Consider the following 13,333-nt stretch of genomic DNA (forward strand, 5'->3'; position numbering starts at 1 on the left):
TGGAGCCATAAAAGATCCGGTAACGGGTTGTGAAAGTAACATTAGATTAAAAGTTACGACCACTATTGGAAACACAGTTAATCCAACAACAACAGATACAACGCAAGATTTCTGTTCAGTAGGTGCGCCAACAGTTGCAAGCATTCAGGTAAACGAAGCTAATGTAGTTTGGTATACCGCTTTAACAGGAGGAACAGTAATTCCAGCCACAACCGCTTTAACTAATGGTATTTATTACGGAAACATTACAGATCCGGTAACAGGTTGTGAGAGCAAAACTCGTTTGCAAGTTACGGTAACAGTTTCAGATCCGAGTCCAACGCCAACTACAACAGATGCTTCACAAGACTTTTGTTCAACAAATGCACCAAAAGTTTCTAACATTCAGGTAAATGAAGCAAATGTAATTTGGTATAGCGCTGCAACGGGAGGTACAGCAATTCCTGCCACAACAGCTTTAGTTAGCGGAACATACTACGGAGTTGTTTCAAGTACTTCAGGTTGTGAAAACTCTGTGAGATTAGCGGTTGTGGTGAAAGTAAATACACCAGGTATCGTTACTACACCAAGAACAACACAAACATTCTGTTTATCAGCACTGCCAACATTAGCTAATATAGTGGTAAACGAACCTAACGTAGTTTGGTACACATCTGCAACTGGCGGAACACCATTAGCAGCAAACACACCTTTAATTGCAGCTACCTATTATGCGAGTGCTTTAAATAACACAACAAATGGTTGTGAGAGCGCAACGAGATTAGGTATTGTAGTTAATTTTGAAAACGATGCTTTAGTACAGCTAACAACTACAGACGACACACCATGTGTTTTTAAAGGAGTTACTTATTCTATAGCAAACGGAAAATCAAATTATGTTTGGTCGATCACTAACGGAACAATAGTTTCCGGAGGAGGAACCGCAGATGGATCTGTAACAGTATCATGGTCTGATATTGGACCGGGTAAAGTTGAGGTAACGTACACAAATAACTGTGGAGATACTACAACAAAATCATTAAATGTTACAGTTGCTACATGTTCAGATTTGACAATTACCAACACAGTTAGCAACCCTACACCAAATTTTGGTGACCAGGTAACATTTACCATCACGGTAAACAATGTTGGAGAAGGTAGTTTTATAAATACAATAGTTAGTGATTTATTACCAAGTGGATATAATTTAGTAAGTTCTAATACAACAGTAGGTACATACGATCCAAACACACAGCTTTGGACAATTCCAACTTTGAATTCAGGACAAAGTGTTGTACTAACAGTTACTGCCGAAGTATTAACAAGCGGTAATTATACAAATGTTGCCACAATCGAAATTTCAACTCCATTGGATGTTGATGCAGCAAATAATTCGGCTTCCGCTTCTGTAGAGCCAATTTGTTTGACAGTTTATAATGAGTTCACTCCAAATAATGATGGATCAAATGACCTCTTTAGAATTGATTGTATCGAAACATATCCAAATAACGAGTTGAAAGTATTTAACAGATACGGTTCATTAGTATTTAGTAGACAGCATTATGAAAATGATTGGGACGGAACTGCCAATGTATCTGGAGTTGTTAATAGAGGAGATATGTTGCCAACAGGTACTTATTTTTATGTGATAACCATTGGAGATGGAACGGTTAAAAAAGGATGGTTATCTATTATGAGATAAACATGCTATTAATCATCTAATTAATTTAACTAAATAAGTATCGTTATGAAACTATATATAAAATCATTAGAAACGTATTTCATTTTAATATGTTCTTTTATTACATTTTGTGCCAGTGCACAACAGGATCCTGAATACACACAGTATATGTATAACACTATGGCGGTAAATCCAGCGTATGCTGGGTCTACCGGTAGTTTAGAAGCAACACTTTTGCACCGTTCACAATGGGTTGGAATTTCTGGAGCACCAGAAACACAATCGTTCTCTGTTCAATCACCGCTTCGAAACGAGAAAATTGGTTTAGGATTAAGTGTCGTTAACGACAAAATAGGTCCTTCAAACGAATTGTATCTGGACGGAAACTTCTCTTATTCAATACCACTTGGTTACGAAAAAAGATTAGCATTCGGGTTAAAAGCCGGTATGAGAATGTTGAATATAGATTGGTCAAAAGGGAGATATTATGATAATAATGATGTTTTGCTAAATCAAAATATTGACAATCAGGCAAAATTAGCAGTTGGAGCAGGAGTTTACTATTATACTGATAAATGGTATTTAGGATTTTCAATTCCAAGCTTTATTCAAAGTGATTATTATGACGACGTTCAGGAGTCTATAAATTACGATCGTCTACATTATTATTTAATGGGAGGTTATGTTTTTGATTTGAATCCAAATTTGAAATTTAAACCGGCATTTTTAGTAAAAGCAGTGAGTGGAGCACCACTTACTGCTGATATTTCGGCGAATTTTATGATTGCAGAAAAATTTGTAATTGGAGCTTCTTATAGAACAGATGATTCTATAAGTATTCTGGCAGGTTTTCAAATATCTAAAAGCTTCTATTTAGGATATGCTTTTGATTATACTGTAAGTCAATTGAACAAATACAATGATGGAACACATGAGTTCATCTTGAAATATCAGTTCAATAAAGGTGAAAGCAAAATTAAATCTCCTCGATTCTTCTAAAAATACAACCTATGAAAAAATTATATATCCTAAGTTTAGTATTGAGTTTTACATTTGGTTTTGCTCAGACAAATTTAAAAAAAGCAGATGCCTTGTTTAGAAATTATTCCTATGCCGACGCTTCGAAAGCATATGAAGAAATTTTGCAAAACATAAAAGATCCATCTACTCAAACGTTGAAAAATGCTGCCGACTCGTATTATTTTATTTCAGATGCCAAAAATGCATTAAAGTGGTATCGAAAATTATATGAGGCGCAAGGCAATAATTTGACTGATATTTATTATTTGCGTTATATCCAGACCATGAAAGCCGTTATGGATTATGATGAAGCAGATAAAATCACAAAAGAATATCTGAATAAAAAAGGAGATAAAAATGAGATCAATCATTATGTTGCCCAAAAAGCACGAATGGATAGTCTGGCAAAAACAAAATCTCTTTATAACATAAAAAATTTAGATATAAATACCAGTAAATCTGATTTTGGAGCCAGTTTCTATCAAGACAAAATAGTGTTCGCATCAGCCAGAGATACTACAAAATTCAGTCAGAAATTGTATACCTGGAACAATCAGCCATTTCTAAATTTGTATGTGGCAGAAAGAAACCCTGCAGATGGAAGCTTGTTTAATGAAACAGTATTTCTTCCAAATGTAATGACCAAGTATCACGAAGCAACTGCGAGTTTTGATGCCAGTGGAAAAACAATTTACTATTCTACAAATATTGTAAAGAAAAATAAACTGGTAATTGATCAGGAAAAGGTCAATAATTTTCAAATCATAAAAGGTGATATGACTGATGGGAAATTAGAAAACCCACAAAAAGTATTTTTTGACAGTAATGACTACTCAGTTGGTCATCCGTCTTTGAGTGACGATGGGCAATATCTTTTCTTTGCGTCAGATATGCCGGGAGGTTTTGGTGAAAGCGATTTGTATTATGTAAAAATTGCCAATGATGGTACAATGGGTTCCCCGATAAATCTGGGACCAAAGATTAACACCATCGGGAATGATGTCTTTCCTTTTTACCGTAACGGAGTACTCTATTTTTCTTCAGATGGACATTATGGATTGGGAGATTTAGATGTCTACGAAAGTAATTTTTTAGCTGATGGAACATTTACAATTCCAAAAAATCTGGGAGCTCCAATAAATAGCAACAAAGACGATTTTGCTTTTGTAATTGACAAAACAGACAGTTACGGTTATGTATCTTCCAACAGAGCCGAAGGTAAAGGAGATGATGATATCTACTCTTTTACAAAAGGGAAACCTGTCTGTAATCAAAACATTTCAGGTATAGCATTTGACAGAAAAACAAAATTACCGCTTACAGATGTTTCGGTTATGGCATACAACTCTTACAGTGAAATCCTTGCAGAAACTAAAACAAATTTTGACGGTAAATATGCAGTTGTCGTTCCCTGCGGAAAAGTGGTTAAAATGATTGCGGCAAAGCCAAATTACAGCAGTGACGAAAAAACTGTTGAAACTACAATGGAAAACGAGGGTGAAATCAAAGACGTTAATTTCGAGCTTAGTAATTACGATGATTTAGTAGTTAAGAAAAAAGGCGTTGAAAAAGTCGATGTTAATCCAATCTATTTTGACTATGATAAATATGATATTACGCCATTAGCAATTGAAGAATTGTCTAAAGTAGTTTTTATCATGAGAAAATTTCCAAACATCAGAATCAAAATCGAATCACACACAGATTCTCGTGGTAAAGACGCTTACAATCTGAAACTTTCTGATAACAGAGCCAAATCAACACGTGATTATATCGTTTCGCAGGATATAGATCCTTCAAGAATAGAAAGCGCGATTGGTTATGGCGAAAGCAGAATAATTAATAAATGTAAAAATGGTGTAAAATGCACCGAAGCCGAACATTTAGTTAACAGAAGATCAGACTTCATTATTATCCAGAAATAGTTTTATATTTGCGATCTAATAACTTGATTATCAGATTAAAAGTATAGAACGAAGAAACCATTTGGAAGTTGGTTTTTATTAATTCTTTTTTAAGAATGATGGACAAGAAGAAAATCAGGCTGCATCTTTTTGCAGCTTGATTTTTGATTTTATAAAACTTTTAGTTTTTACTGTTTTTGAACAAAAAAATCCTAATTTTGATATTCAATTATACTAAATTACAATCTGCATCATTTAATTATCATATGAATATTCAAGAAACAATCCAGACTTTACGAAACGAACTTAATCAACACAATTACAACTATTATGTGCTGGATAATGCCACAATTTCTGACTATGATTTTGATATTAAGCTAAAGGAGCTGCAAGATTTGGAGGATAAACATCCTGAGTTTTTTGACGAGAATTCGCCAACACAACGAGTAGGAGGAGCCGTGACAAAGAGTTTTAAAACCATTGCACATCAATACAGAATGTATTCGTTGGATAATTCTTATTCTAAAGAAGATTTATTAGACTGGGAAAATCGAATTCAGAAAGTATTAGGAAACGTGACCTTGCAATACACTTGCGAGTTAAAATATGACGGAGCTTCAATAAGTATTACCTATGAAAACGGAAAACTAGTTCAGGCACTAACACGCGGAGACGGTTTTCAGGGAGATGAAGTAACCAATAACATTAAAACTATAAAATCGATTCCTTTACAATTAAAAGGAAACTATCCAGATAAATTTGATATTCGAGGTGAAATTATTTTACCATTTGCAGGTTTTGAAAAAATGAATCAGGAGCTAATTGAAATTGGAGAAACACCCTATTCAAATCCGAGAAATACAGCATCAGGAAGTTTAAAATTACAAGACAGTGCTGAGGTTGCAAAACGCCCGTTAGAATGTTTGTTGTATTTTGTAACTGGAAATAGTTTGCCATTTTCATCTCAATATGAAGGATTAGAATCAGCCAGAAAATGGGGATTTAAAGTGCCAAACGAAGCAAAGTTGGTCAATAATATGCAGGAAGTTTTCGACTTCATTGATTATTGGGATGTGCATCGACATAAATTGCCATATGAAACCGATGGAGTTGTTATAAAAGTAAATAGCATTCAACATCAGGAAGAATTAGGTTATACAGCAAAATCGCCACGTTGGGCAATTGCGTATAAATTCAAATCAGAACAAGTTTCGACGCAATTAAAATCAATATCCTATCAAGTTGGCCGTACTGGAGCAATTACTCCTGTAGCAAATTTAGAACCGGTACAATTGGCAGGAACCATTGTAAAAAGAGCTTCTTTGCACAATGCAGATCAAATTGAGAAATTAGACATAAGAATAAATGATACCGTTTTTGTTGAAAAAGGAGGAGAAATTATTCCTAAAATTATAGCAGTAGATTTATCACAACGTCCTGAAAATTCAGAAACAACACAATACATTACACATTGTCCGGAATGTCAAACGGAATTGGTTAGGAACGAAGGCGAAGCCAATCATTATTGTCCAAATTTTTATGGATGTCCTCCGCAGATTATCGGACGAATCCAACATTATATTTCAAGAAAAGCAATGGATATTGAAGGACTTGGAGGTGAAACAGTGGCTTTATTGTTTAAGAATGATTTAGTGCATAACTATGCCGATTTGTATGAATTGAAAGTCGAAGATATTTTGCATTTAGAAAGAATGGCGCAAAAATCGGCTGAAAATCTGGTAAAAGGCGTTGAGAAATCAAAAGAAATTCCGTTCGAAAGTGTTTTGTTTGCACTCGGAATCCGTTTTGTTGGAGAAACCGTAGCCAAGAAATTAGCCAAACATTACAAAAATATAGACGCATTGAGCAAAGCTTCTTTAATGGATTTGATCTTGGTTGATGAAATTGGAGAACGAATTGCCAAAAGCGTTATTGAATTCTTTGAAAACGAAGAGAACAAAATAATAATTGAACGCCTGAAAAATCACGAAATTCAATTTGAAATTGTAGAGAAAATTAATCCAAATGCAACCGAGAAATTCATCGGGAAAACATTTGTAGTTTCTGGAGTTTTTAGTCAATTCTCAAGAGATGAATTAAAGAAAACCATCGAAGATAACGGTGGGAAAGTAGGAAGTTCAATTTCTGCTAAAACTGATTTTGTAGTCGCAGGTGATAATATGGGACCTGCAAAATTAGAAAAAGCTAATAAGTTAAACATTCCTATATTGTCAGAGCAAGACTTTATAAACAAACTAAATGAAAGCGAATAAACCATCGTTGATTTTATTCTTTATTGCTTTACTGTTTACAATCATTTTCGATTGGACAGGACAAGATTTCTTGGCAATTTATGCAAAAGCGATTGTACTTCCGGCGATTTTTATTTATTTCTTAATTAGCAGTGAATTAAAAATAGGAAAGACAGAAGGTTTAATCTTTTTATTTTGCTTTGTAGGTCAGGTATTTGATCTAATGGGTGTTGAAGTTTCAGAAATTGGCGGAGTACTTTGCTTCCTGGTAGTTTACCTTTTGATAGTAAAGCTTTTTATGCAGGAGCATGAAAAAATAAAATTGGCAAAAAAAGATATTTTGCCAATTTCTATTGTAGTAGTTTTTATAGTTTACTTACTGGTTTCAGTACTGAGTCTGCAATTAGACAGTATGAAAAAATTCAGTATACTTTATACTTTTTACGGAATCGTTCTTAGTGTTTTAAGTTGTTTTTCTTTTATAAGTTATATTACAAAAGGAACACATATTGCACTTTTAATGTCTTTAATGGCGATTAGTTATATCTTTTCAGATATCTTTTATATCTTCAATGAATACTTCTCTTATTCCGTTGTCTTAGTGTTAATTCGGGATGTAACACAAATTTTAGGCTACTTTTTTATGGTCGAATATTTTCTTGAAAAAGCTAAAATTCAGAAGAAAATATTATACAATAATTGATCTTCCCTGATTTGTGTGCGCTTTGTCTTTATCAAAGTAAAAATCTATTCTTCCTAAATTAATCCCATAGCAACCTACCTGATTAACCAAAACATCTTGTCCTGCTTTATTTTTTACGATAGTTGGTTTGTCTAAGAAAGTGTGCGTGTGACCGCCAATAATCAAGTCAATATCCTGAGTTTGTGCTGCAAATTTTAAATCAGAAATTTTAGATTCGTCGTCTTTGTATTTATAACCTAAATGCGAAAGACAAATTACCAAATCACATTTTTCTTCTTTTTTCAATAGTTTCGTCATATCCTGAGCAGCTTCGACAGGATCATTATAAACAGTTTCTTTATACATTTGTTTATCAACCAAACCTGCAAGTTCAATTCCTACACCAAAAACCCCTACTTTAATTCCGTTTTTATTAAAGATTTTATAAGGTTTTACAAGTCCGTTCATGACTGTGTTTTTAAAGTCATAATTAGAATTGATAAATTCAAAAGTAGCGTGTGGCATTTGAGCATATAAACCATCAAGGCCATTGTCAAAATCGTGATTTCCTATCGTTGAAGCATCATATTTCATCATGCTCATCAATTTAAATTCAAGTTCACCACCATAATAATTAAAGTATGGAGTTCCCTGAAAAATATCACCGGCATCCAATAAAAGAACATTTGGATTTTCATGACGAATAGTTTCAATAAGTGCTGCACGGCGGGATACACCGCCTTTATTTGGATTACGGGGATCATCAGCCGGAAAAGGGTCAATGTGGCTGTGAACATCATTAGTATGAAGAATCGTTAAGTGTTTTATATCGTTAGTTTCAAAACTGCTTAATGACAAACCTAAACTTAGTAAGGCAGTACTTGCGGCTGTTTTTTCGATAAATTCTCTTCTTTTCATTTTATATATTTTTTGAGGAAACGATATTGTAATTTGATGTTATTTTTTTTTGCTACGAATTCCACGAATTCACACTAATTGTTATTTCATTGAATTCGGGCTAATTCGTGGCAAGCTTTTTTTCTTAATTTATTCTTCGGTAATTCGGATGTCTTTGGGTACCGGAATCGTATCTACTTCTTTGAAATAATCAATCAATACATTTCGAAGTTTATAATTCAGGTCAAATTTCTGAACACCTTTAGCAAAGAAACTCATGCTGTCACCTCCATTTGCCAAATAATCATTTGTAGCTACATAATAGACTTTATTAATATCAAGAGGTTTTCCGTGAATCAAAATATTTTTAGCCGTATTGTCTTTTGCAATCGTAAAAGTCATTCCGGATAAAGGTTGCGGTTTTTTCTCCTTAATAATATAAGCTGCGATTTCTAGAATTTGTTGTCCTTTTAGGGCTACAACAACCAGATTGTTTTCAAAAGGCATAATCTCAAAAGCAGTTCTTGTTGTTACATTACCTTTAGGTAAAATGGCACGAATTCCTCCATGATTTAACAAACATAAATCAATTTCTTTTTTCTCACGAGCCTTAAAAACAAGATTACCTCTTTCTACACAAACATCTGCCAATAAACTTCCAATGGTAGTTTGCCATTTTCCGGTACTTTTATCAAGAGTTTCAGGACAATAAGCAAGTACGCTGTCCAGGTCTTTGTTGATATGATCGCGATATGGCTTTATAAATTTTTCAATTTCAGGAGTTTCTGCATCCTTTTCTGTAATTGGAAGCTGTTTTCCTTCTATCTTCGTTAAATTATAATTTTTCTGACTGCAGGAAAATATAAAAAAAAGTGTTAAGAATATAACAAAAAGTTTCAAAAATCCGTTATACTTTTTTAGTTTTACCATCTTAAATGCGACTTAAATAATTAATTTTGTAATCTTGTAAAAGTAGTATGTTTTTAAATTATATAAAGGAATTTTTTGTAAAAAAATCATTAAAAAATAACCTGCGTAATGTCAAAAACGAAGTCTTTACAAGCAACATACAAACAATTGGTTTATTGATAGATGAAAGTAATTTTCATTATTCAAAAGAGTTAATAAAAGAATTAACTCTACAAGGGATAGCACCTGAGGACATAAAAATTGTTGTGTATAGCGATAAATTTAAGCAGAAAGAAACCTATTCAATGCCTACTTTTGGTAAAAAACACATCAATTGGAGGGCAGAGATTACAGAAGACTTTCTGAAGGAATTTACAACCACAGAATTTGATCTTTTGATTAGTTATTATGATATCGAAAAAGCAATTTTGATGATGATAACCAGTAAATCAAAAGCTAAATTTAAAGTAGGATTTTCGTCAATCGATATAAGCTTAAACCGCTGGATGATGAATACTGCTTTTGAGGATTATAAACTTTTCGTAACAGAATTGTTTAAGTATTTAAAGAGTATAAAATAAAATATAAATTAGAATATGCAATCATTAATAGGAACTGGTGTTGCGCTTGTAACCCCATTTAAAAAGGACTTTTCAGTAGATATTGAAGCTTTACAGCGTGTCGTTAATTTTTCGATTGATGGCGGAGTTGAATATCTTGTAGTTATGGGGACAACAGCAGAAAACGCTACCTTAACTCATGCCGAAAAAGAATTGGTTATAAATACAGTAATCGATGTCAATAAAGGAAGATTGCCTTTAGTTCTTGGAGTTGGAGGAAATAATACAATGCAAATTGTAGAGGAATTAAAAACAAGAGATTTTTCAGCTTTTGAAGCTATTCTTTCTGTTTCTCCTTATTATAACAAGCCAACACAAGAAGGAATTTATCAACATTTTAAAGCAATCGCTGAAGCTTCGCCAATTCCTGTAATTTTATATAATGTTCCGGGAAGAACGTCAAGTAATATGTTGCCGGCGACAGTGGTGCGTTTGGCAAATGATTTTAGTAATATTGTAGCGATAAAAGAAGCTGCGGGCGATTTGGTTCAGGCTATGCAATTGATTAAAAATGCACCAAAAGATTTTCTTGTAATTTCAGGAGATGATATGATTGCGTTACCAATTGTTTTGGCTGGCGGAGCAGGAGTAATTTCTGTAATTGGGCAAGGTTTTCCGAAAGAATTTTCAGAAATGATCCGTTTAGGATTGAACAGAAAAGTAAATGAAGCATTTAAAACACAATACTTTTTGTCAGATTGTATTGATATGATTTTTGAGCAGGGAAATCCTGCCGGAATCAAACAGGTCTTTCAAGCCCTTGATATTGCTGAGAATGTTGTACGTTTGCCATTGGTAACTGTCGATGAATCTCTGGCAAACAGATTGAATGAATTTGTTAAAAACAGCATTAAATAACAGTAAGATTACCGGTATTTTAATATACCAAAAAATATTTTGTAGTAGCTAAATTAATAACTAAATTTGCCACCGGAACTTCGGTGTGATTTTGCTTTGGCATAATTGTCTAAGAAATCATAATAAAAGTAAGAAAATGAAAAAAATAGTATCTCTATTAATTGTTGTTGTCCTTTTTTGTTCTTGTAGTGATTACCAAAAAGCATTGAAAAATGAAGATGTTGCAGCAAAGTTTGATATAGCAACAAAGATGTATGATGCAGGAAAATATTCAAAAGCGATTCGTCTTTTCGAACAATTAGCACCTACATATAGAGGTAAGCCTCAGGCAGAGAAACTTTTTTATATGTTTTCTCAGTCTTATTATAAGACAAAACAATATTATTTAGCTGGTTACCAGTTCGAAAGCTTTGTTTCAGGATATCCTCGTAGTGAGAAAGTTCAGGAAGCAGCTTTTCTTGGAGCTTTTAGTTATTCAAAATTAGCACCTGTTTACAGTTTAGATCAAACAGATACAGTAAAAGCTTTAGAGAAATTACAAGCATTTATTGACAACTATCCAAACTCTGAATACATTGCTCAGGCAAATGAAGCCGTGAAAATTTTGAACGGTAAATTAGAGAAAAAAGCATACGAAAATGCAAAAGGATACAATACGATTTCAGATTACAAATCAGCATTAATTGCATTTGATAATTTTATCGCTGATTTTCCGGGAACACCATTCAAAGAAGATGCGTTGTTCTACAAATATGATTCGGCATACCAATTAGCAATAAATAGTGTTCCTTCAAAAATGGAAGAACGTTTAAATGTTGCAAAAGCGGCTTATAACAACTTAATTAAGTTCAACGGCGCTACAAAATACAAAGAGAAAGCAGAAGAAATGAATGCTAGAGTTGAAACTGATTTACAAAAATTTACTAAAATAAAATAAAGTCATGGATTTAAAAAAGACGAATGCTCCTGTAAATACAATAACTTACAATAAAACAGTTATTGAAGAGCCAACAGGAAATGTGTATGAAGCAATTACCATTATGGCTAAAAGAGCAAATCAAATTAATTCTGAAATCAAAAAAGAATTAACTGAAAAATTAGAAGAGTTTGCTACTTACAATGACAGTCTTGAAGAAGTTTTTGAAAATAAAGAGCAAATTGAAGTTTCTAAATTTTACGAAAAATTACCTAAACCACACGCTTTAGCTGTACAAGAATGGTTAGATGGTAAAACTTACCACAGAAGTTCAAACAACAAATAATAAAATAATATAGTATAAATGTCAGTTTTAAAAGGGAAGAAAATTTTACTGGGAGTTTCTGGTGGAATTGCAGCCTATAAAACAGCTTCATTAGTACGACTTTTTATAAAAGCAGGTGCACATGTCCAAGTGATAATGACACCTGCTTCTAAGGATTTTGTAACTCCACTTACGTTATCTACGTTATCAAAAAATCCTGTACATTCCAGTTTCTTCAATCAGGACGATGAAGATGCCGTTTGGAACAATCATGTTGAATTGGCACTTTGGGCTGATTTAATGTTAATTGCTCCCGCAACAGCCAATACATTGTCGAAAATGACAACCGGAAACTGTGATAATCTTTTAATTGCAACTTATTTATCGGCAAAATGTCCTGTTTATTTCGCTCCGGCAATGGACTTGGATATGTATAAACACCCATCAACTATATCTAGTTTTGTTGCTTTAAAGCAATTTGGAAATGTAATGATTCCAGCCGAAAATGGAGAATTAGCAAGTGGTTTATCAGGAGAAGGAAGAATGGCAGAACCTGAAAATATTATTGCTTTTCTGGAAGCTGATTTAGAAAGTAAATTGCCTCTAAGAGGAAAAAAAATACTAATTACTGCTGGACCAACATACGAAGCAATAGATCCTGTGCGTTTTATAGGAAATCATTCTTCAGGAAAAATGGGGTTTGATATTGCAAATGAAGCAGCTAATTTAGGTGCACAAGTGATTTTAGTAACAGGACCAACACATTATAAAGCTAAGAATAGTTTAGTAGAAGTGATTAATGTAGTCTCGGCGCAGGATATGTACGATGCTTGTCATTTATATTTTAATGATGTTGACGTAGCGGTTGCAGCTGCAGCTGTGGCAGATTACAGACCTAAAGTCGTTGCGTTGCAAAAGATTAAAAAAGCTGCCGATGATTTTACAATAGAATTAGAAAAGACCAAAGATATTTTAGCATCATTGGGTGCAATCAAAAAAAAACAATTCTTAATTGGGTTTGCTTTAGAGACTGAAAACGAAATTGAAAATGCTAAGTTGAAAATTCAGAAAAAAAACTTAGATTTGATTGTTTTAAATTCCTTACAAGATGAAGGCGCCGGTTTTAAAAAAGAAACCAATAAAGTTACTTTTATTGACAAAAATTTTAAGATTGAGCCAATGGAATTAAAATCAAAAGAATTTGTAGCTGTTGATATTTTAAGTAAAGTGATTTCGCATTTTGTGGAATCATAAAAGTTAAAATACGAATTAAAAGCAAGAATAGTATTA

At 33.2% G+C, this 13,333-nt stretch carries 12 protein-coding genes; 10 read left to right on the forward strand and 2 right to left on the reverse strand.

Annotated elements, in window-relative coordinates:
- From CHB81_RS05805 to CHB81_RS05825, 5 genes are all read left to right on the forward strand, one after another.
- Positions 1-1,681 (forward strand): gliding motility-associated C-terminal domain-containing protein (locus tag CHB81_RS05805; protein ID WP_141130369.1); only part of this gene is annotated, 1,681 nt, incomplete at its 5' end.
- Positions 1,682-1,726: 45 nt separating this feature from the next.
- On the forward strand, positions 1,727-2,659 hold the full coding sequence (locus CHB81_RS05810) for a type IX secretion system membrane protein PorP/SprF (RefSeq protein WP_089350949.1): 933 nt from the start codon (positions 1,727-1,729) through the stop codon (positions 2,657-2,659).
- A gap of 11 nt (positions 2,660-2,670) precedes the next feature.
- Complete coding sequence (locus tag CHB81_RS05815) at positions 2,671-4,605, forward strand: OmpA family protein (protein ID WP_089350950.1); 1,935 nt, start codon at positions 2,671-2,673, stop codon at positions 4,603-4,605.
- Between the two features lie 245 nt (positions 4,606-4,850).
- Complete coding sequence (gene ligA / locus CHB81_RS05820) at positions 4,851-6,857, forward strand: NAD-dependent DNA ligase LigA (protein ID WP_089350951.1); 2,007 nt, start codon at positions 4,851-4,853, stop codon at positions 6,855-6,857.
- Positions 6,844-7,539, forward strand: coding sequence for a lysoplasmalogenase family protein (locus CHB81_RS05825; RefSeq protein WP_089350952.1), 696 nt, complete (start codon positions 6,844-6,846; stop codon positions 7,537-7,539). The genes ligA and CHB81_RS05825 overlap by 14 nt, the downstream gene beginning before the upstream one ends.
- Here CHB81_RS05825 and CHB81_RS05830 read toward each other — a convergent pair.
- Both CHB81_RS05830 and CHB81_RS05835 read right to left on the reverse strand, forming a co-directional pair.
- The gene (locus CHB81_RS05830) at positions 7,525-8,436 is read right to left on the reverse strand and encodes a bifunctional UDP-sugar hydrolase/5'-nucleotidase (RefSeq protein ID WP_089350953.1); all 912 of its coding nucleotides are present in this window, start codon (positions 8,434-8,436) and stop codon (positions 7,525-7,527) included. The two genes, CHB81_RS05825 and CHB81_RS05830, sit on opposite strands and share 15 nt — an antisense overlap.
- Before the next feature lie 129 nt (positions 8,437-8,565).
- The gene (locus CHB81_RS05835) at positions 8,566-9,345 is read right to left on the reverse strand and encodes a 5'-nucleotidase C-terminal domain-containing protein (protein WP_089350954.1); all 780 of its coding nucleotides are present in this window, start codon (positions 9,343-9,345) and stop codon (positions 8,566-8,568) included.
- 47 nt (positions 9,346-9,392) lie between these two features.
- Between CHB81_RS05835 and CHB81_RS05840 the strand changes: the two genes are divergently transcribed.
- From CHB81_RS05840 to coaBC, 5 genes are all read left to right on the forward strand, one after another.
- A complete protein-coding gene (locus CHB81_RS05840; protein WP_089350955.1) occupies positions 9,393-9,905 on the forward strand; it encodes a hypothetical protein in 513 nt (170 codons plus the stop codon).
- A gap of 15 nt (positions 9,906-9,920) precedes the next feature.
- The gene (gene dapA, locus CHB81_RS05845; RefSeq protein ID WP_089350956.1) at positions 9,921-10,802 is read left to right on the forward strand and encodes a 4-hydroxy-tetrahydrodipicolinate synthase; all 882 of its coding nucleotides are present in this window, start codon (positions 9,921-9,923) and stop codon (positions 10,800-10,802) included.
- A 136-nt stretch (positions 10,803-10,938) separates the two neighbouring features.
- Positions 10,939-11,739 (forward strand): outer membrane protein assembly factor BamD, encoded by an 801-nt coding sequence (locus CHB81_RS05850; RefSeq protein ID WP_089350957.1) that lies wholly within the window; start codon positions 10,939-10,941, stop codon positions 11,737-11,739.
- 4 nt (positions 11,740-11,743) lie between these two features.
- Complete coding sequence (locus CHB81_RS05855) at positions 11,744-12,064, forward strand: DNA-directed RNA polymerase subunit omega (RefSeq protein WP_089350958.1); 321 nt, start codon at positions 11,744-11,746, stop codon at positions 12,062-12,064.
- 18 nt (positions 12,065-12,082) lie between these two features.
- Positions 12,083-13,297 (forward strand): bifunctional phosphopantothenoylcysteine decarboxylase/phosphopantothenate--cysteine ligase CoaBC, encoded by a 1,215-nt coding sequence (coaBC, locus tag CHB81_RS05860; RefSeq protein ID WP_089350959.1) that lies wholly within the window; start codon positions 12,083-12,085, stop codon positions 13,295-13,297.
- The last annotated feature ends 36 nt before the right edge of the window (positions 13,298-13,333 follow it).

Origin of the sequence: Flavobacterium sp. ov086, assembly GCF_900187965.1 — a bacterium.
In the GTDB taxonomy this organism is placed as follows: domain Bacteria; phylum Bacteroidota; class Bacteroidia; order Flavobacteriales; family Flavobacteriaceae; genus Flavobacterium.